We start from the raw sequence: 25,923 nt of genomic DNA, 5'->3' as shown, positions 1-25,923 counted from the left end.
GGCTAGTCCTTCTCCGTCACCCGGGTCCCGATGGCCCGCTCGTGCCCGCCGCGGCCGAGCGGGTCATTTCCCGCGCTCAGGCCGATCCACGCCATCATGGCCAGGCTGACGATCCACCCGAGGCCGGGGATCATCGACGGCAGGATCCACAGGTTACGGCGCAGGCCGTCGGTGCCGGAGACGGGCAGGGCGTTGGGGCCGCCCATGCGCAGGCCGAGGGCGTGCTTGCCGGGCGAGCCCTCGAAGATGGCGTCGCCCATCGCGCGGTAGGCGTAGAAGCCGGCGGGCCCGGCGAAGATCGCGGCGACGGCGCCGGCGGCCCACGCGTCGGGCGGGCCGAAGGCGCCGAGCAGCACCAGGAGTACGGCGAGCAACCCGCCGTAGATCGCGGTGTCCACGAACAGCGCGCCCAGGCGCTTGATCAGCGGGGCGTTGACGGCCTCGGGGTCGTAGCCCAGTTGCTCGGCCGCGGCGGCGGTGGCCGGGGTGATCCACGGGTTGCGCGGCCGCCCGAGCAGCGGGTGGTCGGCGGGCACGGGGGTGCGCGCGACGACGGGCCTGAAGGGGTCGACTTCGTAGGGGTTGGCGGCCGTGAAGGGGTCCACCTGAACGTGCTTGTGCTGCATGCCGGATTCCGCCTTTCTGTCACGCACCGGTCTCACCACGTCCAACGGCCGCGGCCCCGGGTTTGTTCCCGCCCCCGGTCCCGCCGGGTACGGTTGCCGCATGCGTATTTGCGTCTGGAACGTCAATTCGGCCCGCACCCGCCTCGACCGGATGGTCGGCGCGCTGGAGCGCCACGCGATCGACGTGTTGGCCGTCCAGGAGACGAAGTGCCGCGACGACCAGTTCCCGGCGGCGCGGTTCGAGGAGCTCGGCTACGAGGTCGCCCACCATGGCCTCAACCAGTGGAATGGCGTGGCCATCATTTCCCGCGTCGGCCTCGACGACGTGGTCACGGGTTTCCCGGGGCAGCCGGGCTTCACCAAGGATCAGGAGCTCGAGCAGCTCGCCGAGGCCCGCCACATCGCCGCGACGTGCGGTGGCGTCCGCGTCCACAGCGTCTACGTCCCGAACGGCCGCGAGATCGGCGACCCGCATTACGACTACAAGCTCCGGTTCCTGCAGGCCCTGCGCGATGCGGGCACGGCCTCGCTTGACGACGACCCCGCGCACAAGGCCATGATCGGCGGCGATTTCAACATCGCCCCGCGCGACGAGGACGTCTGGGACATGGCCTTTTTCGAGGGCAAGACGCACGTCACCCCGCCGGAGCGCGCCGCGTTCGAGGCGCTGCAGGAGGCGGGCTTCCGCGACGTGACGCGCGAGCACACCGAGGGCCAGTGGACGTACTGGGATTACCAGCAGCTGCGGTTCCAGAAGCGCCAGGGCATGCGCATCGATTTCCAGCTGGCCACCCCGGCGCTGGCGGACACCGTCACCGGCGCGTTCATCGACCGCGAGGAGCGCAAGGGCAAGGGCGCCTCCGACCACGCCCCCGTCATCGTCGACTACGACGTGTGACTGTCATCGGGGCGACTGCGTCCCGACAACACGGCATGGAACAAGGCCCCGGCGCTGAGCACCATCGCCGCCACGGCGGGCAACCACTCGTCGACGCCGAGTCTGCCGACACCTTCGATTGACGCGATGCGCCAAAGATCCGCCGCCGCTGCGCCGGCGAATCCCAACGCGATCGCTGTAGCGATCGCGCCCAGAACCGCCATCACCACATGCTTGTTCGGCACCAGCAACAGGACGAAGTAGACGCTCACGGCGAGCGTCGAGCACGGACCAAAGAACCCTGGCGCCGCAAAAGCCTGGACCACATTCGCAGATTGCCCCACGAGCAACCACACGGAGTAGAGCCCGAGCGCGAACGCCCCGATTGACCACGGACGAGTATTCATCGTTCTGTTGGCGCGCATCGCGACTGCAGGGACACACCAGTCTTGCGCACACCGCCACGATCGCCGACAGGGCAACAATGAAGCCTCTTTTGTGAATCTCTTGCCCTCATACGCCGCAGCATAAAAGGCCCAGCTCCAGCCGGCAAGGTATTACATGTCACACATATAGCCAGATTCGTCTTGACCGGCCGCAAGGAGCGCAAGGACAATGGCGCACCGACTACGACGTGTAGAACTCGGCGAGGACCTTTTCCCCGGTCTCCGTCACGGTCAGCTCGCGTGAGCCGGAGACGCTGGCGACGAAGCCTTTCGAGATCAGCCCCTGCAGCAGCACCGCCCCGAGAGCACCGGCGAGGTGCCTGTCGCCGTGACTCCAGTCGTCGCACAGGAACGACTGCTTGCGATTGGCGGGCAATCCGGTCAGGCCGGCGCCGAGTTTCGCGAAGCACTTTTCGGCATTCGGCCCGACGTCGACGACATCTCCCCCACCTTCGGCGTCTGCGCTGACCGTGATCGCCTCCGCGGCGATGAGGCCGCGGGTCAGCCGGACCCCGACTTCACCGGCGAGATGGTCGTAGCAGGAACGCGCGTGCGCGAGCCCCGTGCCCGCATCGATGACCGGATACTCCGGCGCAAGTCCGGCCGCCGAAAGCAGCGAGGCAACGACGTCTCCCACCCGGGGGTTCGCGATCGAGTACGTGGCGGTACGGCCACTGCGGGCGACGCGGACGATGCCGGCGTCGCGGAGCCGCTTCAGGTGGTTAGACAGCGCCGACTCCCCGACGCCAAGCTGCTCCGCCATGATGCGGACTCGGGATTCTCCCTCCTCCAGGAGCAGCCGGAGAATCATCAACCGCACTGGTGAGGAGCACTCCGCCGCAATCGACGCAGCGAAAGCCAAAGCGTCGCCGTCCGCCTTCATGCCCGGTGCCTCCTCGATGCCGAACCTCCCCCACATCGGGGGTCGACCACTCTCTTTTCACCCCAAACGGTAGACGCTGGACGATTCGTCATGCAACCTTGCTTCACGCTTCACGTAATCATGAAGCATTACCGCGAGGAGGCTTGCATGCCCGCGAATTCCGGCTCCACGATCCGCTTCGTCTTGTTCGCCGCGGCCTGGGCGACTCTGTGGTCGGGCGCGTTCGTCGCCACCAAAATGGCCCTCGACGACGCTGGGCCCATGACGACCGTCGCCATCCGCACGACGGTGGCCGGCGCCCTGATGGTCGCGGTCACATGGCGGGCGGCGGGCGGGCTGCCCAAACGGAATCTCGGCGGGATCGTCATCGTCGGATTCCTCAACAACGCGGGATACCTCGGCCTCATCGCCACCGCCCTGCCGCATCTGTCGGTGGGCATGGCGGCGATCCTCACCTCGACCATTCCCATCGCGGTCCTGGTCATTTCATCGTTGCAGGGCGCTCACCTCCGGGCATTGCAATGGGCGGGGTGCGCCATCGGCTTCGTCGGCGTCACCGGCTCCGCCCTGACCAGGCTGGGTTCCGGCGATACCTCGGTCACGGGCATCGCCATCGGCTCGGCGGCCGTCGCGTGCCTCATCGCGGGCACGGTGCTCACGCCGCGGCTCGTCCCGCCGGGCAACCCGTGGATGTCGACGGGAATCCAGAGCATCGCCGGCGGCCTCCCGTGCGCGGCCGCGGCCCTGATCTGGGACGGCATCCCGGATCTCACGCCCCGATTCCTGCTCGCCGAGGCGTACCTGATCATCGGCGCGTCGGTCATCGGCATGACGCTGTGGCTGATGATCATCCGCGAATTCGGTCCCGCACGCGCCGCGGTCGCGCATTTCCTTCCGCCGCTGGTGAGCCTGGGCCTGGGCGCACTGCTTCTCGACGAAATCCCCTCCGCCCTCGCGATCGCCATGTGCGTGCCCGCCGCACTCGGCGTCTACCTGGCCACGAAGGCGGGCACCGTCACGCGCCCGCGCCCTCCCGCTTGATCGCCCAGGCGAAGCCGAGCAGGGCGACGCTGACGGACATGGTCATGACGGTGCCCATGGTCATGGCGGCATCCTCGCCGAGCCCGACGAGCGGCGACAGCGCGCCGGCGACGACGAACTGGCCGGCGCCGAGCATCGCCGACGCAGCCCCCGCGCGCCGCCTGGCCAGGCCCGTCGCCAGGGCCGTGGCGTTGCCCATGATGAAGCCCATCGCACCCAGCGCCATCATCAGCAGCGGGACGATGATCCACACGGTGGGGTGGACGTAGGCGTCGACAAGCAAAAGGACCGAGGCCACCAGCATCGCCGCGATGCCGAGGCCCAGCAGGCGCCGCGGATCGACCGTGTTGACCATCCGCGCGCTGACCGCCGAGCCGAGCACGATCATCGCCGACGCGACGGCGAACAGCACCGAATACGTGCCCACGCCCAGCCCCAGCTGGCCCTGCATGACGAACGGCGAGCCGGAAATGTACGCGAACATCGCGCCGAAGCTGAACCAGAATGCGATGACGTAGCCGAGGAAGCCCGGGATCTTCACGACCTCCGCGATGCCGCCGAACAGTCCCCGCAACCCGCCCATGCTGCGGTTTTCCCGGGGCAGGGATTCCTTGACGACGATCGCCAGCACCGCCAGGGACGCCAGATTGAACACGCCCATGAACACGAAAATCGACCGCCACCCGAACGGCACGAGCAGCACGGCGCCGACGAGCGGGGCCATGATCGGGGCGACGCCGTTGATGAGCATCATCAAGGAAAACGCGCGGGCCGCGGTCCTGCCCTCCGCGAGGTCCGCGACGACCGCGCGGGCCAGCACGACGCCCGCGCCGCCGGCGATGCCCTGCACGAGGCGGCCACCCCACATCACCCACACGTCCGGCGAGGCGGCGCAGACGAACGCCGCGATGGCCGCGAGCAGCTGGCTGGCCAGGAGCAGGCGGCGGCGCCCCAGGGAATCCGACATCGGCCCGATGAAGAACTGCCCCAGCGCCATGCCCGCCATGAACAGCGTCAGGGTCAGCTGAATGCCCGGCTGATTGGTGCCCAGGGCATCCGCCATCAGCGGAAACGCGGGTAGGTAGGTGTCGATGGACAGCGGGCCCGCCATCGTCGCCAACGCCAGCGCGGCCAGGATCGGCAGGGGGACGCCGGCATTTTTCCCGGAAATTTCCGCACGCATGTAACACACGACTTTCTACACTGAATATATAGTTGAGGGACTATTCCGGACCCCGCAGCATTCCCGCGGCGGCCCCGGACCCGAGAAAGGAAGGTACACCATGGTTTCCGCTTCCTCCGCCGAGAACCCCGGCTTCAACCCGGACTTCGACGACGCGACGAAGGAGAACGTCCGGCGTATCGCAATCGGGCTGTACGACTTCCTGGCGGCGACGCGCCGACTCGGGGAACGCCCCAACCAGCGCCTGGACATTTCGCAGTCGGAGATGGAGGTGCTGCACTTCATCTCCACCCACCCCGGCTGCGGCGTATCCGACATCGCCCGCCTGCGCTTCCTGCGGCCGTCCAACGTGTCCGCGACCGTGCGGCGCCTGCTGGACAACAACCTGATCAAGCGCGAGCACAACGCCGTCGACCGCCGCGCCCAGGACCTCTACGTCTCCGACACCGGCACCGAGCTGCTCGAGCAGATGATCGGCCACTGGGGCGAGATCATCGAGCGCATCGTCCTGACCATGAGCCCCGACGACGTCCGCCGCCTGGCCAAGGCCGTCCAGCCGCTGATCAAGCTCGCCGAGCACTCCGAGACCTTCGTCGAGGAACACCAGCGCAGGCACGAGACGTTTTAGCTAGCCCAGATCCGCTAGCCCAGGTCTTCGTAGTCCGGCGACGACGCCAGCGCCCACGAGCGCTTGGGGATCCGCCCGGCGCGGTACGCGGCGCGCCCCGCGGCCACGCCGTCGCGCATGGCGGCGGCCATGAGCACCGGGTCCTTCGCGCGGGTCACGGCGGTGGCCAGCAGAACGGCGGAGCAGCCGAGCTCCATCGCCCGCGCCGCATCCGACGCCGTGCCGATGCCCGCGTCGCAGATGACGGGCACGCCGGCGCGCTCGACGATCATGGCCAGGTTGTGCTCGTTGAGCAGCCCCTGCCCCGTCCCGATCGGCGCCGCCAGCGGCATGACCGCCGCGCAGCCGATGTCCTCCAGGCGCTTGGCCAGCGCCGGATCGTCATTCGTGTACGGCAGCACGGTGAAACCGTCGTCCACCAGCTGCTCGGCGGCGTCGACGAGCTCGAGGGCGTCGGGAAGCAGCGTCCTGTCGTCCGCGATGACCTCCAGCTTCACCCACGACGTCCCCAGCGCCTCGCGCGCCAGCCGCGCGGTGAGCACGGCCTCGCGGGCGGTGCGGCAGCCGGCGGTGTTCGGCAGCGCCTCGATGCCCAGTTCGTCGAGCAGCCCCAGCACGCCCGTCCCGCCGCCGGAGTCGACGCGGCGCATGGCGACGGTGGTCAGCACCGTCCCCGACGCCTTCAACGCCTCGCCCAGCACCGCCTGATTCGCGGCGCCGCCGGTGCCCATGATCAGCCTCGAGGCGAACTCGCGGCCGGCGATGACCAGGGGATCTGGCATTCCTAACCCCCCTGGACCGCGGTGAGCACGTCGATGGCCGACGCCCCGAGCTCCCCGACGGTCGACTCCCAGCGCTCGCGCGGCAGGACGACGCCGTCGACGGCGACGGCGACGCCGCGGGAATCCCCGGCGATCTCCTTCACCACGTCGGCGATGGTGGCGTCGGCCGCGAGCTCGCGGTCGGTGCCGTTGACGGAAATGGTGCTGCTCATGAGTTCCTCCTGAATCGGCGCGGGTCGGCGCTCGCGGCCTCGGCCAGTGGTTCGCCCTCGACGATGCCCTTGACGGCGTCGGCGGTGACCGCGGCCAAAAGGATACCGTTGCGCCCGTGCCCGCAGGCCGCGACGACCCCCGGGCGGACCTCGCCGATCATGGGCGCGTTGTCGGGGGAATACGGCCGCAGGCCCGCGCTGACCTCGGCGAACGCGTAGTCGTCGATGCCGGGGAACACGAGCGCGGCGTCGTCGAGAAGCGTCCTGGCCCCGCCCGCGGTCGCCTCGAGGTCGTGCCCGTGCTCGTACTCCGTCGCGCCGATGGCCAGCCCCCAGCTCCTGGGCACCAGGTAGCAGGGCCGGCCGTGGACGCGCGCGCGGATGGTGCGTTCGGGCCTGCTTTCCGACGACCCCCTCCGCCGCACCCTCAGCACTTCACCCTTGACCTCCCTGATGGGGACGTCGATGAGGTCGGCGGACCCGGCGCCCGCGGCGACGACCACGACATCGGCGCCGGTGGTGGCGCGCAGCTCGTCCACGTCGGTGACGGGGGCCAGGGACCGCTCTACCCCGAGGTCGCGGCAGGCGGCGCCGAGCTTGGACAGCAGCTGGCGGTTGTCCAGGCTCCACTCGTCGTCGCACACCACCGCGCCGCGCAGCACCGGGGCCAGGGACGGCTCCAATTCGCGCAGCTCCCGGCGGGTGACGTGGCGCAGCACGCCCGGGTAGTGGGCCTCGGTGGTGGCGACGATCGACTCGACGTCGGCGGCATCGGCCGCATCGACGCCGGCGAGGACCGTGCCGCGGCCGGTGAGGATGCCCGATTGCTCGGCGGGCACTCCCTCGAGGTCCTCGAGCAGCGGCAGCCAGCGGTGCAGCGACGCGGCGCCGAGGTGGAGCATGACCTCTTCCCCCGGCCACGCCTCGGTGTACGCGCCGAACATGCCGCCGGCCACCCAGCTCGGTCCGACCGCGGCACTCGGCGCGTGGATGCTCACGCGGTGCCCGGCGTGGGCGAGGCGGAATGCCGTGGTCAGCCCGATGACCCCGGCGCCGATGACTGAGATGTGCGCGCTCATGCTCCCACCGCCGCCCGCAGCGCCTCCGCGTTGGTGCGAAGCGCGTCATCGTCGGCGGCGCCCGTCAGCGCGCGGACCACGACGAGTTTCGACGCGCCCGCCGCCGCGACCTCTCCGGCGTTGGAGGCGTCGATGCCGCCGATGGCGAAGAAGGGGTGGGCGGTGGCGTCGTCACGCAGCCTGCCCGCCGCATGCCGGACCAGGTCCAACCCCGCGGCCGGCCGGCCCGGCTTCGTCGGGGTGGCCCACACCGGGCCCGTGCAGAAATAGTCGAGGTTCGGGTCGCTGGCGGCCGCATCGACCTGGTCCGGGGTGTTGCAGGACTTGCCCAGCAGCATGTCCGGGCCGATGAGCTCGCGGGCGACGGCGACGGGCAGATCCTTCTGGCCCGTGTGCAGGACGTCCGCGCGGGCGGCGATGGCGATGTCCGCACGGTCATTGACGGCCAGCAGCTTCCCGTGGCGGTCGGCGGCCTCGCGCAGGACGGCCAGGGCGGCGAGTTCCTCCGCCGCCTCCATCGCGCCGAGCTCCCGCTCGCCCGCCGAACCCTTGTCCCGCAGCTGGATGACGTCCACCCCCGACGCCAGCGCCGCGTCCGCGAACCGCGCCAGCTCGCCGAACCCCGGATCGATATGACGCCGGGCGTCGGTGACCAGGTACAAGGCGGCGTCGGCGAGTTGTGCCCGGCGCGCCGCACGGCCTTCCGGAACATTGTTCAACATGCGCCCAGGGTAGCGCGGATACGCTGGAGGGCATGGACATGAAGTGGAAGAAGGCCGAAGACGTGCAGACCGCCCCGCTCATCGCGGCGGGCCTCATCGGCGGGTGGCTCACCGCCCGCGAAACCGGCATCCGGCCGCTGGGCGGCGCGATCCTCGCCGCCGCCGGCATCTACTCCGCCCGCACCTGGTACGCCCGCAAGGGCCCGCTGGCCACCGCCGGCCTGGTCGGCGCGTACGTCGGCGCCTTCGGAGTCTCGCACCCCGCCGCCAAGAAGATCGGCCCCTGGCCCGCCGTCCTGTCCGTCACCGCCGTGGCCTCGGGCCTGGCGGCACTGGCGGATCAGTAGGTTCCCTGGAAATACAAGTGGCCCCGGGAGCAGAAGCTCCCGGGGCCGCCGAAAATGAGATGCAGACGGTCTACACCGCTGCTCACTGCCCTAAACAGTACCAAAGGCGCAGGGGCCCTCCGAGAAAGGGAAGCGTGCCGAATCATGACGACATCGTCGCGCAGCTGACATTCGGTTTCTGGCCGCTCCTGCTGGCGATCAACACCACGAAGCGCATGCAGGACATCGGCACCGTCCTGTCCGCGATTGACCCCGACTACCCGGGATGGGCATTCCGGGACAGCCGGGTGCGGACCGTGGCCGCACGGGATCCCCGCCGCGGCCGCTGATCACTCCCCGCCCAACAGCTCCTCCGCCCGGCGGCGCACCGCGGGCCACGACTCCGCGAACGCCGGCAGCAGGTCCAGCTCGGTGACCTCGTCGAAGGGCACCCACCGCAGTTCGAGGGATTCGGCGTTGGGGAAGGTGTCCAGCGGGCCGTCGGCAAGCGCATAGACGGTGGTGTAGGTCCAGTCGCCGGCCAACTCCGGCCGCGCGGGATCGGCCGGGAACGGCCCCGAGGTGACGTCGGCGTCGAGCACGCGGACCTGATCGGCCGTGATCCCGGTCTCCTCCTCCGACTCGCGCAGGGCGGCCTCGGCGGCGGTCTCGTGGGAATCGCGGGCCCCGCCGGGCACTCCCCACGTCAGGGGGCACGACGTCCACTCGGCGCGGTGTTGCATGAGAACGCGCCGGTCGGGGGTGAGCACGAGCAGCCCCGCGGCGCCCAATTTCCCCCACAGCCGGGAACCGTCGGGCCCGGCGGCCCAGCCATTGCCGTCGTGAAGCATGGCCCCAGACTACGCGGTCGCCGATTCCGCACCCGCCTGTGGTTTGCCTCACATGGCAACGGGACTAACATCTGTAACAGAGTTACCCCGCGCCCGCGGGGGCCGGATCTGCACCGACGGGAGGCGACGCGCAATGGCCGCTGATGCCGCCGACGTCCGGCGCCGACCACGCAGAACCCGCTTCACCGGCCGCCGCGCTCCGGGCGGATCCGAGCTCGATTCGACGCCGCAGCCATCGCAGGAGCGAACCTCGGGCGACCCCGTGTGGGTGCTGCCGGCGATGTACCCGCCGCCGGCGCCGAAGAAGCCGCAGGACGACCGCGACCCCGACGAGCGCGTCGACGATCTGGAACTCGGCGGCGGCACGACGACGTTCGGGTCGATCCTGGGCGAGCGGCTGGCGCCGGCGCTGGAATTCCCAAAGCGCACCATGTCCTTCCTGCTCACCTCGCCGGGCCGGCTGACGCTGGCGGCGGTGGTGCTGATCATCGCGATCCTCGCGGCGGGCCTGGCCATGTCGCAGTCGACGAGCAACCGGCAGCAGGATCTGGCGACGGTCTCGTCGGCGTCGGAGCCCCAGGCCAACGCCGCGCAGAACCTCTATTCGGCGCTGACCATCGCCGATGCGTCGGCCAACACGTCCTTCAGCCGCGGCGGGCTCGACAGTGCGCCGCAGCTGCGGCAGCGTTACGACGACGCCATCGCCCAGGCCACCCTCGCCGGCACCCGCGCCGCGGCCGGCATCACGGAGGTCGAGGGCGAGTCGATGGAGCACATCGCCACGGTGCAGCGGTTGATCCCGGTGTACACGGGGCTGGTGGAGTCTGCCCGCGCCAACGCCCGCCAGGGCCACCCGGTGGGCGTGGCGTATCTGGCCGAGGCGTCGGGGCTGATGCGATCGGAGATCCTGCCCGCCGCCGCGGCCCTGTACGAGGACACGAGCCGATCGGTCGCCGAGGACCGCGCGAAGCTGACGGGCCTGCCGTGGGTGCCGCTGTCGGGGCTGCTCGCCGCGGTGCTCATGCTGCTGTTCGTGCAGTGGCGCATCACCCGCCGCACGGGCCGGCTGTTCAACATGGGCCTGACGGCGGCGACGGCGCTCATGGTCATCGCCCTGGTGGCGGTGTCGCTGGCCACGACGCTGTCGTGGCGCGGGTCGGCGTCCTTCGGCGGGTCGTATTCGCCGGTGCAGACGCTGACGGAGGCGAGGATCACCGCGCAGCAGGCCCGCGCCGCCGAGACGCTGGCGCTGGTGCGCCGGCAGCCGGGCGAGGCCATCGACTTCGAGAAGGACGCCGATGAGGTCCGCCGGCTCATCGACGAGTCCGGCCGCGATGGCGAGGCGTCCCGCGAGGCGCGGGCGGCGCTGCAGGAGTGGCGCCGGGGCCACGCCGAGATGCGCTCGCGCCTGGACCGCGGCGACTATCCCGGCGCTGTGGAGTCTGCGACGGTGGAGGGCGCGCGGCCGCATTCGTCGGCGGACGCCTTCGGCACGCTCGACGGCTCGCTGCAGTTGGCCATCGCCGAGGCGCGCCTGGATCTGCGCGCGGAGATCGAGGACGCCCGCCAGGCCTCGGCCGCACTGTCGGCGCTGGTCGTGCTGTTGTCCATCGGCGCGACGATCTGCGTCGTCGTCGGTTTCCGCCACCGGCTGCTGGAGTACCTGTGATGCGCCGCCGCACCCCCCTCGCCCTGGCTGCCGTCGCCGCCGCCGTGTCCCTGGCGGCCTGCGCGCCCCAGGCCCCGCTTGTCGACGACCCCTTCAACGAGATCATCGAAAACGCCGAGGGCACGATGCCGCTGCCCCCGGAGGCGCGCTACGAGCCGGCGGATTCGCGTCCCCCCAATCTGCCCAATGGCGTGACGCCGCAGCCGTCGCCCGCCCCGGGCACGGGCCCGGCGGTGGACCGGGTGCCGGAGATCGTCGAGCGCGGGCGCATCATCGTCGGCGTCGACCAGTCGCTGAACCTGCTGGGCTTCCGCGAATCGACGACCGGCGAGCTCGCCGGGTTCGAGGTCGCCCTGGCCCAGGAGATCGCCCGCGACATCTTCGGCGACCCCGACGCCGTGGAGTTCCGCTACGTCGATTCCACCGAGCGCATCGACGCGCTGCGCACGGGCCGCGTCGACGCCGTCGTCCGCACGATGTCCGTCACGCCCGGCCGCGAATCCGCGGTGGACTTCTCCGCGCCGTACCTCACGGCGCGGGCGGGCATCCTCGTGCCGGCGTCGGACTCCGACCGGCAGGAGGGCGCCATCTCCTCCGCCGCCGACCTCAACGGCCGCCGCGTCTGCGTCGCCGCGGACTCGACGCCGGAGGAGATCGTCCGCTCCGAGGCGCCCGGCGCGGAGCTGCTGCTGGTGCGCAGCTGGTCCGACTGCCTGGTCGCGCTGCAGCAGCACCAGGCCGACGCCGTGGTCTCCGACGACACCATCCTCGCCGGCATCAACGACCAGGACCCGGCGACGACCATCGTCCGCCGCGGCCTGAGCACGGAAAACTACGCGGTGGGCGTCGCCCAGGACGACGCCGGCCTGGCGTCGCAGGTGAACCTGACCATCGAGCGCATCCGCTCCGACGGCACGTGGCAGCAGCTCTACGACACGTGGCTGGGGGCGTTCCTGCCCGGCGGCTACCAGCCGGCCGGCGACTACGAGGAGGTCGACCAGTGACGCACCCCGACGAGTCCGCGCCGGCCACCGAGGCCGTCGCCTTCGACCCTTTCGCCGATGACTCGGAGCCCGGCACCGTCGCAACGCCGTTCGACCCGTTCGCCGACGACGAACCCGCACCGACGGTCGCCGACCCGTCGGCGGAGTCCCACCGGCGCGCGCTGGACACGTTCCGCGAGCGCCGCAGCCGCGCCCGCCAGGGCCGCACGGTGGCCGACGGCATGGTGCAGCTGCCGTTCATCCCGCCGACGAACCCGCGCGACGCGGTGATGGAGCCGGACAAGGTCCGCGCCACCGGCAAGCCCGCACCGACGCTGAGCCCCGGCGACCTGGTGGCCGGGCAGTACGAGATCGCCGGCCCGATCGCCCACGGCGGCCTGGGCTGGATCTACCTGGCGCAGGACCACAACGTGTCCGACCGCTGGGTGGTGCTCAAGGGCATGATGGCGTCGTCGAACGAGCGCGACCTGGCCGTGGTCCAGGCCGAGCGCGAGTTCCTGGCGGAGATCACGCATCCGGGGATCGTGAAGATCATCAACTTCATCGAGCCCACCGACACCGACACGGGCTTCATCGTCATGGAGTACGTCGGCGGCCCGTCGCTGCGGCAGCGCAAGCGGGTGCAGCCCGACGGCGTCATGCCCGTCGACGTCGCGGTCGGCTACGTCCTCGAGGTCCTGCCCGCCCTGGACTACCTGCATTCGCGCGGCGTCGTCTACAACGACCTCAAGCCCGACAACGTGCTGCTGGCCGAGGACCAGGTCAAGCTCATCGACGTCGGCGCGGTCACCGGCATCGGCGCCTACGGCCACATCTACGGCACGCCGGGCTTCCAGGCCCCGGAGGTCGGGCGCACCGGCCCGACGGTGGCCTCCGACGTGTACACGGTCGGCCGGACGCTGGCGTCGCTAATCACGGACCTGCCGTCGACCAACGGCGTATACGCCCCGGGGCTGCCCACGCCGATGGAGGAGCCCCTGTTCCGCCGCCATCTCTCGCTGTACCGGCTGCTGCTGCGCGCCTGCGACGAGGACCCGGAGGCCCGCTTCACCAGCGCCGAAGAGATGGCCATCCAGCTCACGGGCGTGCTCCGCGAGATCCTGGCGGTGCGCGACGGGGTGCAGTACCCGCACATCGGCACGCTGTTTTCCCCGCAGCGTTCGACGTACGGCACGAAGCACCGGGTGTTCCGCACCGATCAGCTCGTCGACGGCATCGCCCGCGACGTGACCATCACGCCGCAGGAGATCACCGCGGCGCTGCCGGTGCCGCTGGTCGACCCGACGGATCCGGGCGCGCGGCTGCTGTCGGCGTCGTCGTTCACGGAGCCGGGCGAGCTCATCGACACCCTCACCGCGGCCCTGCAGAACCCGGAGAATTCCGCGTCGGTGGAGATCCCGCTGGCCATCGTCCGCGCGCAGCTGGACATCGGCTCGACGGAGGAGGCCCGCGACGGCCTGCGCGCGGCTCCCCCTCGCCTGCGCAGGGACTGGCGCTGGGGCTGGTACGCGGGGGTCACGGAGCTGCTTCTCGACGACTACGACTCCGCCCTCGTGTCCTTCAACCGCGTGCTGGCCATGCTGCCGGGGGAGCCGGCGCCGAAGCTCGCGCTGGCGGCGACCCTGGAGCTGCTGCAGCAGCGGGCGGGGATCTCGCGCCAGCAGGTGCTCGACCCCATGACCGCGCGGGCGACGGCGAACCTGGACCAGCAGCTGGAGGACATCCCCGAGTCGATGCTGCGCCACCTCACCGACACGTGGACGGCCAACGCCACCGACTCGGAGTCGATGCGCTTCCACGCCACCCGCCTGTACGCGATGGTGTGGGCGACGAACCCGACGACGGTGTCCTCGGCGTTCGGCCTGGCCCGGCAGTTGACGGTGGAGGGCCAGCAGGAGATGGCCATTTCCATGCTCGACCGGGTGCCCGCCGCGTCGCGCCATCACCGGCTGGCCAAGCTGACCACGATCCTGCTGCTGACCTCGGGCGCCCCGGAGTCGCTGTCGGAGTCGCGCATCCGCCGCGCCGCCCGCCGCCTGGTGGAGCTGCCGACCAACGAGCCGCGCCTGGAGCAGCTGCGCATCGCCGTCATGGTCGCCGCACTGAACTGGCTGCGGGCCAGCGGTCTGGACCAGGCGGCGAGCAGGAACGAGCTTTTCGACGTCCCCTTCACCGTCGCCGGTCTCCGCACCGGCCTCGAGGCCGGCCTGAGGCAGTTGGCGAGGTCATCGCCGTTCCCCCGCCACCGCTATCACCTGGTCGACATGGCCAACCTCATTCGCCCCCGTACATGGCGTTAGCCGTGTCGGCGCACTAAGGTGCCGTTCATGACCGGAAAGCACCGCAAGCCCTCCCGCATCCGCCGCGTGGCGCGCACCGCCGCGCCGCTGGCCGTCATCGCCGGCCTCGGCGCCGCCCCCGCCACCGCGGGCGCCCAGCCGCTGCCCGACCTCGGTTCCCTCCCCGCCGGCTCGCAGGCCCCGTCCCGCGCCGACATCGACGGGTTCATGGACCGCGCCCAGGTCCCGTCCGAGGTCCGCGACGCCGTGGAGCCGTTCCTGCCGAAGGCCGAGCCCGAGCCCGCCCCGGCGCCTGCTCCGGCTCCCGCGCCCGCCCCGGCCCCGGCTCCCGCGCCGGCCCCGCAGGAGCGCCCCGCCGACGTGCCGCCGGAGTCCCCGTGCCCGGCCACCGCCCGCGCCTGCGTCGACCTGTCCGGCAACCGCACCTGGCTGCAGCAGGACGGCAAGCTGCTGTACGGCCCGACCACCATGTCGCACGGCAAGCCCGGCCAGGAGACCCCGAAGGGCACCTTCACCGTGACCCGCAAGGTCAAGGACGAGGTCTCCTACGAGTTCAACAACGCCCCGATGCCGTACGCCGTGTACTTCACCAACAACGGCCACGCCTTCCACCAGGGCACCACGGACACCCAGTCCGCCGGCTGCGTCCGCCTCAACCCCGACGCCGCCAAGTTCTTCTTCGACAACCTCAACGTCGGCGACGTCGTCTACATCTACTAGGCGCCGATCGGATCGTCGTAAAGCAACGAACCCGCCGGAAAGGACTTCCGGCGGGTTCTCGCATGCAAGGTGCTACTCGGCGTAGGCCATCGCGTACTGGGCGATGGCGAGCTCCTCGTTGGTGGGCACGACCATCACCGTGACGGTGGAGTCGTCCGTGGAGATCACGCGCGGGCCGTCGTTGGGGCCGGCGTTGCGCTCCGGGTCGATCTTGATGCCGAAGTTCTCCAGCTCCGCCATCGAATCGCGGCGGATGCCCACGTGGTTCTCGCCGACGCCCGCCGTGAACGCGATGACGTCCAGGCGGCCCAGGATGAGCATGTACGAGCCAATGTAGCGGCGCAGCTGGTGCACGTACATCTGGTAGGCCGCCCACGCGTCGGGGTCGTTGTCGTCCATGCGCTCCTGCAGGACGCGGAAGTCGTTGACGCCCGAGACGCCCTTGAGGCCCGACTGGCGGTTGCACAGGTTGTCGATCTCGTCGATGGACATGCCCTGGCGGTACAGGTGGAAGATGATGCCCGGGTCGATGTCGCCGGTGCGGGTGCCCATCATCAGGCCCGCCAGCGGCGTCATGCCCATCGACGTGTCCACCGCCTGGCCCCCGCGCACCGCGGCGCAGGACGCGCCGTTGCCCAGGTGCAGCGTGATCTGGTTGACCTCGCGCGGATCCTTGCCCAGCAGCTCCGGGACCTGGCCCGACACGTACTCGTGGCTGGTGCCGTGGAAGCCGTAGCGGCGCACCGCATGCTCGGCGGCGACCTCCGCGTTGATCGGGTACAGCGCCGCGGCCGGCGGCATGTCGTGGAAGAAGCCGGTGTCGAACACCGCGACGTGCGGGACGTCCGGCAGCAGCTTGCGGGCCTCCTCGATGCCGACGATGTTCGCCGGGTTGTGCAGCGGCGCCAGCGGGATGAGGTCGCGGATCATGCCGATGATCTGCTCGTCGATCAGCTGCGGCTTGGAGAACAGCTTGCCGCCGTGGACGACGCGGTGGCCCACCGCGGCGATCTCCACCGAGTGCGGGCCGCAGCCGTTGTCGTCCATGAGCTGGAAGGCCTTGCCCAGGCCGTCGGCGTGATCGGAGATCGGCTCGGTGACCTCGATCTTCTCGCCCCCGACCTTGAGCACGATGGTGCCGTTGTCCTCGCCGATGCGCTCGACGAGGCCGGAGACGTAGGGCGGCTCGGTGGCGGGCTTGGACGGATCGACCAGCTGGAACTTGACGGACGAGGATCCGGAATTGACTACGAGGGCGTGACGCGACATGGCTTAGTTTCCTCCTGCCTGGATGGCGGTGATGGCGACGGTGTTCACGATGTCGGCGACCGTCGCGCCGCGCGACAGATCGTTGACCGGCTTGTTCAGGCCCTGGAGGATGGGTCCGATGGCGAGTGCGCCGCCGCAGCGCTGGGCGATCTTGTAGCCGATGTTGCCGGCGTCGAGATCGGGGAACACGAAGACGGTGGCCTTGCCGGCCACGTCGGAGTCCGGCATCTTCTTCTTCGCCGTCGACGGCGAGATGGCCGCATCGAACTGCAGCGGGCCGTCGACGGCCAGCTCCGGGTCGAGCTCGCGGGCCTTGGCCAGCCCGGCCTTGACGCGGTCGACGTCCTCGCCCGTGCCGGACTCGCCGGTGGAGTAGGACATCATGGCCACCCGCGGCTCGATGCCGAAGTTCGCCGCGGTCTCCGCCGACACCACGGCGATCTCGCCGAGCTGCTCCGGCGTCGGCTTCGGCAGCACCGCGCAGTCCGCGAAGCCCCACAGCCGATCGTCCATGACCATGAGGAACAGCGACGACACCGTCGACGCCCCCGGCTTGGTCTTGATGATCTGGAACGACGGCTTGATCGTGTGCGCCGTCGTGTGCGCCGCACCGGAGACCATGCCGTCGGCCAGGCCCTTGTGGATCATCATCGTGGCGAAGTAGGAGATGTCGTTCATCGTCTCCCGCGCCTCGTCGAGCGTGATGCCCTTGGACTTGCGCAGCTCCGCGAACTCCTCGGCGAAGGCCTCGAGGTGCTCGGACGTCGCCGGGTCCATCAGCGTCGCCTTCGACAGGTCGAGGCTGAGCACGCGGGCGCGGTCCTTGATGAACTCCGGGTCGCCCAGGATGGTCAGATCGCAGATGTCTGAGGACAGCAGCTCGCCGGCGGCGATGAGGATGCGGTCGTCCTCGCCCTCCGGCAGCACGATGTGGCGGCGATTCTCCTTCGCCTGCTGCAGCAGCCACCACTGGAAGCGCTGCGGCGTCATGATCACCGGCACCGGGGCGAAGACGGCGGACTTCAGCGCGTCGGCGTCGTCAAGCGAAACCACCGGGACGTCGAGCTTCGGCGCCGTGTCCACCTGCCCGGTGAGCACGACGGCCAGCGGCGCGGCGTAGCGGGCGCGCAGCTCGGCGACGGCCATGCGGATGCGGGTCAGCGCGGCGTCGTCGGAGCAGCCCTCCCCATCGGCGACGAGGATGACGCCGGCGCCCGTGACGGCGGCGACGCGGGCATCGAAATCGAGGTTGCCGGTGGCGGTGAGGACCATCGCCTCCTCCGCGCCGGCGCGCTCGGCCTCGACCGCCGTGACGATGTGCCCCAGCGCATGATCCGGGTTGCCCACGACCTCGTCGGCGGTGGCGCCGCCGGGGCCGCCGACCGTGTGCACCAGGCGGGCGCCGCCCAGCGCGGAGGACACCGCTTCGATCACCTCGCGGTGGTCGCTCGCCTGGTCGACGGAGGTCACCAGCACCGCGGTGGTTGCGTTCGGGTTCTCGCTCACGGTTTACGTCCTTTCCGGTGCGCCCGCCCGGACGCACGCCTTTGGACCCGGCTCCGACTCGCGCCGCAAGTCCCGGGGATCAGTGAGTCATGGTTCATTCTCGGAACGAATTGTGAGTCACCTTACATACCGGGCGCAATGGCGGACCTTCGACGGGTACCCCTGTAAGCCAAAGTACCGGCGAATAGCCCCACGTGTCACCCGCATCACGTGACCAGGGTCACACCCGCTGCGGGGCCGGGTTAGGTTCGCCTCACCCGACATGGATGTTCTCAGGTGTCCCCACTACTATGGGGCCGAATTCACTCCGTGCCCCCTCCCCGAGAAGAGCAGGTTCAACTCAGCATGTCCCGTCCCCTCCGCGTCGCCATCATCGGTTCCGGCCCCGCCGGCGTCTATGCCTCGGATGCCCTGATGAAGTCCGGGCGCGAGGTCAGCATCGACCTGTACGAGAAGATGCCCGCCCCCTTCGGCCTGATCCGCTACGGCGTGGCGCCGGATCACCCGCGCATCAAGGGGATCATCAAGAGCCTGCACCGCGTGCTGGACAAGCCGGAGGTCCGGTTGATCGCCAATGTCGAGTTCGGCAAGGACGTGACCCTCGACGAGCTCAAGGAGCTTTACGACGCCGTCGTGTTCGCCACCGGCGCCGTCGGCGACCGCGACCTCGACGTGCCGGGCGCGGACCTCGAGGGCCATCACGGGGCCGGCGAGTTCGTCGGTTTCTACGACGGCAACCCGCTGTTCCAGCGCGATTGGGACCTGTCCGCGGAGTCCGTGGCCGTCGTCGGCGTGGGCAACGTCGGCCTGGACGTCGCCCGCATCCTGGCGAAGACGGGCGATGAGCTGCGCGTCACCGAGATCCCGGACAACGTGTACGAGACCCTGCGCACGAACAAGGCGCGCGAGGTCCACGTGTTCGGCCGCCGCGGCCCGGCACAGGCGAAGTTCACCCCGCTGGAGCTGAAGGAGCTGGACCACTCCCCGACCATCGAGGTCGTGGTGAATCCGGAGGACATCGATTACGACGCCGTGTCGGAGTCGAGCCGCCGCGAGTCGAAGATCGTGGATCAGGTGTGCTCGATCATCGAGAATTACGCGATCCGCGAGCCGAAGGGCGCGCCGCATAAGTTGTTCATCCACTTCTTCGAGTCGCCGGTGGAGATCCTCGGCGAGGACGGCAAGGTGGCGGGCATCCGCACCGAGCGCATGGAGCTCGATGGCGAGGGTGGCGTGCGGGGCACCGGGAAGTTCACCGATTGGCCGGTGGGTGCGGTGTACCGCGCCGTCGGTTACCGGTCGGATGCGCTGCCGGGGATCCCGTTCGATGATCGCAAGGCCGTGATCCCAAATGCCGGCGGCCGCGTGCTCGATGGCTCCGGTGATGACGCCGGGCACATCACGGGCCTGTACACGACGGGCTGGGTCAAGCGCGGCCCGGTTGGCCTGATCGGCAACACGAAGGGCGATGCCAACGAGACGGTGGCGAATCTGCTGGAGGATTACGACGCCGGCAACGCCTTCGTCCCGTCGAAGCCCGGCGAGGATGAGGCCCTGGCGTTCCTGGAGTCGAAGGGCGTTCCTTTCGTGACGTGGGATGGCTGGTACTCCCTCGATGCCGCCGAGCGGAAGCTGGGCGAGGCCGAGGGCCGCGAGCGCAAGAAGATCGTCGAGTGGGACGACATGGTCGAGGCTGCCCGCGCGGAGTAGTTATTTCCCGATGAGCGCAGTGGCCGCGGTGGTGATCGCGCCGAGTACCGCTGCGGCGCCTCCCGCGAGGTTGATGGTCGTCGGTTCCGTGAGGATGAAGAACGATGCGCCTCCGGCGGCGAGCATCAGCCCGCCGAATGCCCCGAACCAGGCCTTCTGCGTGGCCCGCATGATGCAGTAGATGCCGGCGAGGATCGTGAATCCGCCCATGGCGTAGGGAATCCACGGGCCGGGCGCGACGAATATGCCGACGATCTGGACGCCGACCAGCGTCGCCGCGATCAGCCCGATCACCGCGCTGACTTTGATCACCCCGTTTGTTGCTCCCATTGGCACTCCCCTCGGCATCCCGATTGTTCGCGCCCTCTGCGACGTCTTTCGCTGTCCGGCGATGGTCACGACCGTACGCTCACTGCACATTGCGGCTCCGCACCTGAGCGCCCCGGCCATCCCTCTGATCCGCCATCTCGCCTGCCCACCATCTCGCCAAGTCACCATCTCGCCAACTCACCAACTCACCAACTCGATGCCTTTCGGCACCCGCCGACGTCCCGCGACAAGGCAGGCTGACGCCGTCGGATCCGCTTGCAGCCAGTTCGAATAGTCACAAGGGTCCAGCGGGAGTGGGCGGGAATCTGCGGCATCCTGCGGAAGTCGACAGGGGATCAAAAAGGGATCAGAACGGAATCGTGGGGTCAGGTCCCAGCGGGTCCGGCGGTTCGGGTCGCTTAGCCGGGTCCGCGTCGATCGATGCCCGGCGGATCCACGTGCGGCAATCCTCCGACCAACCCTTTCGTCGGCCGGCACGCTCCGGTGAGACTCCCCAGAAGGCATCGGCCTCCGGATTCTCATTGGCCAACCACCCGAACCGCGGCCCGGATTCGCCGCGTGCCCTCTCACCGGGCACGCCGGAGTGGCCGGAGTTGCGGGATTCGTTGGTCCGTCCCGATGATCGGGCCTCCCACTCCGGATCCCACGTGGGATCCTCGGCTGCAGGCCACCCGTCATCGGCGGCATCGGCCAGGCACCGTGCCTCTTCGGCGACCTCCCTGTCCGGGTCATTGAGTGGGCCCGCGGTGAACTCGGCCATCGCCCGCTCATAGTCCGCGGTGGCCTTCGCATGCGCGGCCAGCGCCTCGGCAATCTCTGCTCGGTGCATCGCCTCCGCAGCCTCAGCTTCGGCACGCATCCGCTGGGCATTCGCACCGCGGATGGTCTTCGCCAAGCGAGTGGCCTTCTGATCGAAGGTTTGCCGCTTGATGTGCGCGATCGGCCCGTGCGGCACCGACGTCGCGAAGGCGGAGCCGGTGTGGTCAAACCAGTCGACGGAACCGTCATCGTTCATCACGGCGTTCCAGTGGCGGCTCGTCTTGAGGTTGTGATGGTGCTGGCACAGGCACTGCAGATTCCACGTCGCCGTAACTCCGAGCAGGTTGGAGGCGTCGCCGGCGATGAATGCCGCACCACCTGCAGTGCCATCTGAGGTACCACCGTTGATCGTCATGCCCGGAGCACCCTTCATGGCGTCGGGGTCGTAATTGACGACGTGATCGATCTGGCACCTGTGCGCCGGCACATCACACCCCGGGAACCGGCACCCGCCATCGCGAGCACGCACACGTGCCTTCTGCGCATCCGAGGACACATACCCGTCGACCTGGGAATCGGCGGACAGTCGTACGTCGTCGCAGCGCTCGAGCCACTGCTTGGTCAGGCACTTCGGCAACCATCCGGCGCCGTCGAGCCACAATCGCAGCTCGCCATCATCGGCGCCTGCGTCGGCGTAGACGTTCATGGTCACCTTCGCACCGGCGAAATCACCACGCGACATGGCCATCAGGGCATCGGCGAGAGTGCAATCGACGCCAGCCTTGATCTTCGCATCACGGATGGCGCGCACGGTGGCCTCGAACTCGGCCATGCGGTCCTTGCGCAGACACACCTCCATCGCCCCGAAGTCGCACGGGTAGTCATTGACGATGGTCACCTTCTCCGACTCCAGCGCCTTCTTCTCCTCCTCGTCGGGAGGCGTGGAGATCGGCTCGATCAACTCGATGATGGCGCGCAGCTTGCGCATGAAGACCTTCTGCCCCGGCAATGCCTGAAACTCCTTGTTGGGGACCAGGTACGCCAGGATCTGTTCTTCAACGTCGGCGAGGTGGTCGTCGGACACGGCGATGGTGGCGTCGGCGATCTTCGCCAGGCGCTCGAGGGGAAGCGCCCCGGAGTAGGCGAAGTCGAGGATGCGGGGCATGCGGGAGAGCATGGTGCCGACGTCGCAGTAGATCTCCGCCCAATACGGTGTGACACCGAGGCGGGTGGCGATGGAGGCGATGTGGGAGTCGACGTCAGCACCGCCGTCGGGTGTGGAGGCGATGGCGGCGTCGATGTTGGCGATGTTGCGGGCCCTCCCCATGGCGGCGACGGGTTCATCGCGTTCGGTGACCCACCGCTTCCTGGGAGGAGGCGGCTCGGATGGTCGTTGTTCGTGTTCGTTGTGGTGGTGGTCCGGATCGTCGTGCTCATCGGCTGCGTCATGGTCGAAAGCCATGCGAATTCCCCCGGGAATGCGAGTACGGATCGAGAGTGGATCTACGCGTGATCGCTGGTGCTGATCTGCCCTGACGCGGAACCAAACCCCCGGCCCCGCGGTACTGCCTTGCTTCACCATTCATCATACACGCGTTCGAGAGTGAGAAGGTGAACGGAAGGTGACGGTTTGGCAACTTTTAGCAGCGTAAACGGCTAATTATCCCACCTGGTGCCGTACAATGTTCCACCCAGTGAGATCGAAAGAGTGAACGAACGTGGCACCCATTCACGTAGCCGACCGAGCGCTCACCCCGGCAACTGGTCCCGGCAACCAATTGCGCATCGGCCCGCGCGTGCTCACTGCCCGGGCGCTCACCCCGGCACCTGGCCCCGACACCCACGTGCACACCTGCCCGCGCGCGGTCACCGCGCTCCTCCCGCCCCCGACCCCAGCACCCGCCGCCCCCTCCCCTACCTCAGCCCGATGACCTCGTCGGCGACGGCGTCGAGAAGGCGGTGGTCGTGGGAGATGAACAGGACGCCGGCCCCGGCCGACGCGCGCTCGCGCAGCACGGCGACGACGCCGGCGGCGGTGATGGGGTCGAGCATGGAGGTCGGCTCGTCGCAGATGAGGAACTTCGCATCCTGCACCAGCGCGCGGGCGATGACGGCGCGCTGGAGCTGGCCGTCGGACACCTGCGCGGGGCGGCGGTCGAGCAGCTCGGCGTCGAGGAGCACGGACGCGGCGGCCGCATCGACGGCCTCGCGCTCCCCCTCCGCCTCCCGCCCGATGCGCCCGCCCGCGGCGATGCGCGCCGGTTCGCCGATGGTCCGCCGCAGCGTCCACCGCGGGTCGCAGGCGTCGCGCGGGGCCTGCCCGATCATGGCCACGCGCACGGGGCCGCCGCCGGTCACGGTCCCGGCATCCGGCTCGATGCGCCCCGACAACACCTTCGCCAGCGTCGATTTGCCCGCTCCGCTGGGGCCGGTGAGCCCGAGGATGCGGGCGGGAGGGATGTGGAGGGAGACGTCGTCAAGCACGGTCCGTCCCCGGAACGCGACGGTGATCCCGCGCGCGGAGAGCATCTGCGATTCGGCCATGTCAGCCCCTTTCGTACGGCGCGGTCAGGCGCATGCCGCCGGAGGGCAGCGCGGCGAGCAGGGCGCGGGTGTAGGCGTGGGCGGGCGAGCCGAAAACGCGGTCGGCGGGCCCGTTTTCGACGATTTCGCCGCGCCGCATGACGGTGATGTCGTCGCAAAGCTGGGCGACGCGGAGGTCCTCGATGTCGTGGCTGATCAGCAGGACCGCGAGGCCGTCGTCGGCGACCTCGCGAAGCAGCGCCAGGACGTCGGCGGTCAGGTCGGGGTCGAGCGCGCTGGTCGGCTCATCGGCGACGAGCACGGGCCGGCCGGTCGCCAGCGCCGCGGCGATCGCGGCACGCTGCGCCATCCCGCCGGACAGCTGGTGCGGGAACATGCGGGCGGTGCCGGGCGGCAGGTGGGCACGGTCGAGTTGCTTGACGACGCCACCCTCCCCGCAAATTTCCGCGATCTGCGGGCCGAGGCGGCGCACCGGCGTGAACGACGTCGCCGGGGACTGCGGGACCAGGCCGGCGGTGCCTTCGCCGATGATGCGGCCGGTGACGCGGCAGCCGCGGGGAGTCAGGCCGGCGATGGCGCGGCCGACGGTCGACTTGCCCGCGCCCGAGCCGCCGATGAGGCCGTGGACGCGGCCGGGCTCGAGGTGGACGGTCGCGTCTCGGACGATGTCGGTGGCGCCGGCGGTGATGGTGAGGTGTTCGACTCCTGCGATGGTCATGAGTTCCTCCCGACCAGGATCGTGCGGGGCACCAGGGCCAGCAGGGACAGGGACGCGGCGAGCAGGACCAGGCCGGGGACGGCCAGGGTCCACCAGGCGCCGGTCATGATGTCCGCGCGGGCCTGGTCGAGAAGCGTGCCCAGCGACGGCTGATCCGGCTGGAGACCCAGACCCAGGAAGGACAGGGCGGACTCGTGCCACACGGCGTGCGGGGTGAGCATGACGATCGCGATGACCGCCTGCCCCACCGCCACCGGCAGCAGATGGCCGAGCAGGACGCTCGAGCCGCGCGCGCCGGCGCCGCGGGCCGCGGCGACGAACTCGGACTCGCGCACCGCCAGCACCGTCGACCGGACGACGCGGGCGACCTGCGGCCAGTGCGTCAGTGCGATGGCCAGGACCAGCGCCGGGACGGAACCGCGGAACAGGGCGACGATGACCACGCTGAGGATCAGGTGCGGGATGGAGTTGACGGCGTCGGTGCCGCGCATGAGCACGCGGTCGACCCACCCGCCGCGCACGGCGGCGGCCAGGCCGACTGCCAGCCCGATGGCCGTGGCCGCGCACGCCGACACCAGGCCGATGAACAGCGACACGCGCAGGCCCGCGGCGGTGCGCGCCCACAGGTCGAAGCCGTAGTGGTCGGTGCCCGCCAGCCACTCGCCGCCCGGGGGCAGCAGGGCGCGGGAGAAGTCGGCGGCCGGCTCGGCCCAGATCAGCGGCACGAGGAAGGCGTAGAGGAGAAGGAGGGCCAGGGGGAGGAAGCGGAGGATCTTCATCACACGTCCCTCACTCTCGGGTCGAGGAGCTTGTAGGCCACGTCGGCGACGAGGCTGCCACCCATGACCAGGATGGTGGTCAGCACCGTCGTCGCCGCCAGCAACGGGAAGTCGACGGTCTTGGCGGATTCGACGGTCGCCTGCGCCAGGCCCGGCCACGAGAACACGGCCTCGACGATGACGGCGCCGACGACGAGCTCCGACAGGCGGCCACCGACGAGGGTGACCAGCGGCATCAGCGACATCGGGGCGATGTGGCGGCGCAGCACCACGCCGGGGGCGACGCCGCGGGCGCGGGCGTTTTCCACGGCATCGGAGCCGATGGCCTCCACCGTCGCCTGGCGCACGGCCAGCAGCGGCCACGGCAGCTGCGTGACGGCCAGCACCAGCGCCGGGGCGATGAGGTACGGGCCGACGGTGGCCAGCGACGGGTCCTCGCCGATCGGCGACGCGCCGCCGGCGGGGATGGCGCCGAGGGTGACGGCGAAGATCATGACCACGCCGAGGGCGTAGATGAACGACGGCGTCGCGCCGATGAAAACGCCCAGCGCCACGATGGCCCGGTCCACGGCACCGCCGGGGCGGCGGCCCGCCCAGGAACCCAGCGCCACGGCGAGGGCCACGGCGATGGTCATGCCGGTGGCCGACAGCAGGATCGTCCACGGCAGGCGCTCGGACAGGACGTCGGCGACCGGCCGGCCGTAGGACCGCGAAAAGCCGAGGTCACCGGTGAGGACGTCGGCGAACCAGTCCAGCCACTGGCGCCACCAGCTGACGTCGGCGCCGATGGCGGCGGCGACGTCGGCGCGCTCGGCGGCGGACAGTTCGGCGTAGGTCGTGCCCAGGTAGGAGGCCAGCGGATCGAACGGGGACAGCGCCGCCAGGCCGAACATGACGAAGGAGACGAACACCGTCGTGGCCGCGATGATCGCGGTGCGGCCGGCGATCATCCGGCCGAG

The 25,923-nt window shown here is 70.1% G+C and carries 27 protein-coding genes; 10 read left to right on the top strand and 17 right to left on the bottom strand.

Annotated features, from left to right (window positions below):
• Positions 1–2: 2 nt before the first annotated feature.
• Positions 3–626 carry an RDD family protein gene (locus ACFWGD_RS08330; RefSeq protein ID WP_377778172.1) on the bottom strand — a complete coding sequence of 208 codons (624 nt, stop codon included), beginning with the start codon at positions 624–626 and terminating at the stop codon, positions 3–5.
• A 100-nt stretch (positions 627–726) separates the two neighbouring features.
• Here ACFWGD_RS08330 and ACFWGD_RS08325 point away from each other — a divergent pair, with 100 nt between their 5' ends.
• Positions 727–1,524: an exodeoxyribonuclease III gene (locus tag ACFWGD_RS08325; protein WP_377778171.1), complete on the top strand. Its 798-nt coding sequence runs from the start codon at positions 727–729 to the stop codon at positions 1,522–1,524.
• Here ACFWGD_RS08325 and ACFWGD_RS08320 read toward each other — a convergent pair.
• Together ACFWGD_RS08320 and ACFWGD_RS08315 are read right to left on the bottom strand one after the other, a co-directional pair.
• Positions 1,512–1,928: a hypothetical protein gene (locus tag ACFWGD_RS08320; RefSeq protein WP_377778170.1), complete on the bottom strand. Its 417-nt coding sequence runs from the start codon at positions 1,926–1,928 to the stop codon at positions 1,512–1,514. The two genes, ACFWGD_RS08325 and ACFWGD_RS08320, sit on opposite strands and share 13 nt — an antisense overlap.
• 202 nt (positions 1,929–2,130) lie before the next feature.
• On the bottom strand, positions 2,131–2,832 hold the full coding sequence (locus tag ACFWGD_RS08315; protein ID WP_377778169.1) for an ArsR/SmtB family transcription factor: 702 nt from the start codon (positions 2,830–2,832) through the stop codon (positions 2,131–2,133).
• 147 nt (positions 2,833–2,979) lie between these two features.
• Here ACFWGD_RS08315 and ACFWGD_RS08310 point away from each other — a divergent pair, with 147 nt between their 5' ends.
• Positions 2,980–3,873: a DMT family transporter gene (locus ACFWGD_RS08310; protein ID WP_377778168.1), complete on the top strand. Its 894-nt coding sequence runs from the start codon at positions 2,980–2,982 to the stop codon at positions 3,871–3,873.
• On the opposite strand, the gene ACFWGD_RS08305 is transcribed toward ACFWGD_RS08310, so the two are convergent.
• The gene (locus ACFWGD_RS08305; RefSeq protein ID WP_377778167.1) at positions 3,848–5,056 is read right to left on the bottom strand and encodes a multidrug effflux MFS transporter; all 1,209 of its coding nucleotides are present in this window, start codon (positions 5,054–5,056) and stop codon (positions 3,848–3,850) included. The two genes, ACFWGD_RS08310 and ACFWGD_RS08305, sit on opposite strands and share 26 nt — an antisense overlap.
• A gap of 100 nt (positions 5,057–5,156) precedes the next feature.
• On the opposite strand from ACFWGD_RS08305, the gene ACFWGD_RS08300 reads away from it, so the two are divergent.
• Positions 5,157–5,684 carry a MarR family winged helix-turn-helix transcriptional regulator gene (locus ACFWGD_RS08300; RefSeq protein ID WP_377778166.1) on the top strand — a complete coding sequence of 176 codons (528 nt, stop codon included), beginning with the start codon at positions 5,157–5,159 and terminating at the stop codon, positions 5,682–5,684.
• Between the two features lie 14 nt (positions 5,685–5,698).
• Here ACFWGD_RS08300 and ACFWGD_RS08295 read toward each other — a convergent pair whose 3' ends face one another.
• From ACFWGD_RS08295 to thiE, 4 genes are read right to left on the bottom strand one after another with little or no spacing between them, the layout of a single operon-like run.
• A complete protein-coding gene (locus ACFWGD_RS08295) occupies positions 5,699–6,466 on the bottom strand; it encodes a thiazole synthase (RefSeq protein ID WP_377778165.1) in 768 nt (255 codons plus the stop codon).
• Between the two features lie 2 nt (positions 6,467–6,468).
• Positions 6,469–6,678, bottom strand: coding sequence for a sulfur carrier protein ThiS (gene thiS, locus ACFWGD_RS08290; RefSeq protein WP_377778163.1), 210 nt, complete (start codon positions 6,676–6,678; stop codon positions 6,469–6,471).
• Positions 6,675–7,757 carry a glycine oxidase ThiO gene (gene thiO, locus ACFWGD_RS08285; RefSeq protein WP_377778162.1) on the bottom strand — a complete coding sequence of 361 codons (1,083 nt, stop codon included), beginning with the start codon at positions 7,755–7,757 and terminating at the stop codon, positions 6,675–6,677. Before thiO ends, thiS begins: the two co-directional genes overlap by 4 nt.
• A complete protein-coding gene (thiE, locus tag ACFWGD_RS08280) occupies positions 7,754–8,479 on the bottom strand; it encodes a thiamine phosphate synthase (RefSeq protein ID WP_377778161.1) in 726 nt (241 codons plus the stop codon). Before thiE ends, thiO begins: the two co-directional genes overlap by 4 nt.
• Before the next feature lie 32 nt (positions 8,480–8,511).
• On the opposite strand from thiE, the gene ACFWGD_RS08275 reads away from it, so the two are divergent.
• Both ACFWGD_RS08275 and ACFWGD_RS08270 read left to right on the top strand, forming a co-directional pair.
• Entirely contained in the window at positions 8,512–8,826 is a 315-nt protein-coding gene (locus ACFWGD_RS08275) for a hypothetical protein (protein WP_377778160.1), read from the top strand.
• 134 nt (positions 8,827–8,960) lie between these two features.
• Positions 8,961–9,155, top strand: a complete 195-nt coding sequence (locus ACFWGD_RS08270; protein WP_377778159.1) for a hypothetical protein — start codon at positions 8,961–8,963, stop codon at positions 9,153–9,155.
• Here the strand turns inward: ACFWGD_RS08270 and ACFWGD_RS08265 are convergent, their stop codons facing one another.
• A complete protein-coding gene (locus ACFWGD_RS08265) occupies positions 9,156–9,656 on the bottom strand; it encodes an NUDIX domain-containing protein (RefSeq protein WP_377778158.1) in 501 nt (166 codons plus the stop codon).
• A 133-nt stretch (positions 9,657–9,789) separates the two neighbouring features.
• On the opposite strand from ACFWGD_RS08265, the gene ACFWGD_RS08260 reads away from it, so the two are divergent.
• Genes ACFWGD_RS08260 through ACFWGD_RS08245 form a run of 4 tightly spaced genes read left to right on the top strand, consistent with a single transcriptional unit; the run spans position 9,790 to position 15,349 of the window.
• A complete protein-coding gene (locus ACFWGD_RS08260; protein ID WP_377778156.1) occupies positions 9,790–11,325 on the top strand; it encodes a hypothetical protein in 1,536 nt (511 codons plus the stop codon).
• On the top strand, positions 11,325–12,329 hold the full coding sequence (locus ACFWGD_RS08255) for a glutamate ABC transporter substrate-binding protein (protein WP_377778154.1): 1,005 nt from the start codon (positions 11,325–11,327) through the stop codon (positions 12,327–12,329). The genes ACFWGD_RS08260 and ACFWGD_RS08255 overlap by 1 nt, the downstream gene beginning before the upstream one ends.
• Positions 12,326–14,629 carry a tetratricopeptide repeat protein gene (locus ACFWGD_RS08250; protein WP_377778153.1) on the top strand — a complete coding sequence of 768 codons (2,304 nt, stop codon included), beginning with the start codon at positions 12,326–12,328 and terminating at the stop codon, positions 14,627–14,629. The genes ACFWGD_RS08255 and ACFWGD_RS08250 overlap by 4 nt, the downstream gene beginning before the upstream one ends.
• 27 nt (positions 14,630–14,656) lie before the next feature.
• Positions 14,657–15,349, top strand: a complete 693-nt coding sequence (locus ACFWGD_RS08245) for a L,D-transpeptidase (RefSeq protein WP_377778152.1) — start codon at positions 14,657–14,659, stop codon at positions 15,347–15,349.
• 72 nt (positions 15,350–15,421) lie between these two features.
• Here ACFWGD_RS08245 and ACFWGD_RS08240 read toward each other — a convergent pair whose 3' ends face one another.
• Entirely contained in the window at positions 15,422–16,618 is a 1,197-nt protein-coding gene (locus ACFWGD_RS08240) for an acetate kinase (RefSeq protein WP_377778151.1), read from the bottom strand.
• Positions 16,619–16,621: 3 nt separating this feature from the next.
• Positions 16,622–17,935, bottom strand: coding sequence for a phosphate acetyltransferase (pta, locus tag ACFWGD_RS08235; protein ID WP_377778190.1), 1,314 nt, complete (start codon positions 17,933–17,935; stop codon positions 16,622–16,624).
• A gap of 534 nt (positions 17,936–18,469) precedes the next feature.
• Here pta and ACFWGD_RS08230 point away from each other — a divergent pair.
• A complete protein-coding gene (locus tag ACFWGD_RS08230) occupies positions 18,470–19,834 on the top strand; it encodes an FAD-dependent oxidoreductase (RefSeq protein ID WP_377778150.1) in 1,365 nt (454 codons plus the stop codon).
• Here the strand turns inward: ACFWGD_RS08230 and ACFWGD_RS08225 are convergent, their stop codons facing one another.
• From ACFWGD_RS08225 to ACFWGD_RS08200, 6 genes are all read right to left on the bottom strand, one after another.
• Complete coding sequence (locus tag ACFWGD_RS08225) at positions 19,835–20,233, bottom strand: hypothetical protein (RefSeq protein WP_377778149.1); 399 nt, start codon at positions 20,231–20,233, stop codon at positions 19,835–19,837.
• 277 nt (positions 20,234–20,510) lie between these two features.
• Positions 20,511–22,385, bottom strand: coding sequence for an HNH endonuclease signature motif containing protein (locus tag ACFWGD_RS08220; RefSeq protein WP_377778148.1), 1,875 nt, complete (start codon positions 22,383–22,385; stop codon positions 20,511–20,513).
• Positions 22,386–22,837: 452 nt separating this feature from the next.
• The gene (locus tag ACFWGD_RS08215) at positions 22,838–23,467 is read right to left on the bottom strand and encodes an ABC transporter ATP-binding protein (protein ID WP_377778147.1); all 630 of its coding nucleotides are present in this window, start codon (positions 23,465–23,467) and stop codon (positions 22,838–22,840) included.
• A 1-nt stretch (position 23,468) separates the two neighbouring features.
• Positions 23,469–24,185 carry an ATP-binding cassette domain-containing protein gene (locus ACFWGD_RS08210; RefSeq protein WP_377778146.1) on the bottom strand — a complete coding sequence of 239 codons (717 nt, stop codon included), beginning with the start codon at positions 24,183–24,185 and terminating at the stop codon, positions 23,469–23,471.
• Complete coding sequence (locus tag ACFWGD_RS08205) at positions 24,182–24,964, bottom strand: ABC transporter permease (protein WP_377778145.1); 783 nt, start codon at positions 24,962–24,964, stop codon at positions 24,182–24,184. The genes ACFWGD_RS08210 and ACFWGD_RS08205 overlap by 4 nt, the downstream gene beginning before the upstream one ends.
• Positions 24,964–25,914 carry an ABC transporter permease gene (locus tag ACFWGD_RS08200; protein ID WP_377778189.1) on the bottom strand — a complete coding sequence of 317 codons (951 nt, stop codon included), beginning with the start codon at positions 25,912–25,914 and terminating at the stop codon, positions 24,964–24,966. Before ACFWGD_RS08200 ends, ACFWGD_RS08205 begins: the two co-directional genes overlap by 1 nt.
• Positions 25,915–25,923: the final 9 nt, after the last annotated feature.

Source organism: Corynebacterium sp. NPDC060344 (assembly GCF_042725215.1).
Lineage (GTDB): Bacteria > Actinomycetota > Actinomycetes > Mycobacteriales > Mycobacteriaceae > Corynebacterium.
This window is presented reverse-complemented; position numbering and strand designations above follow the sequence as displayed.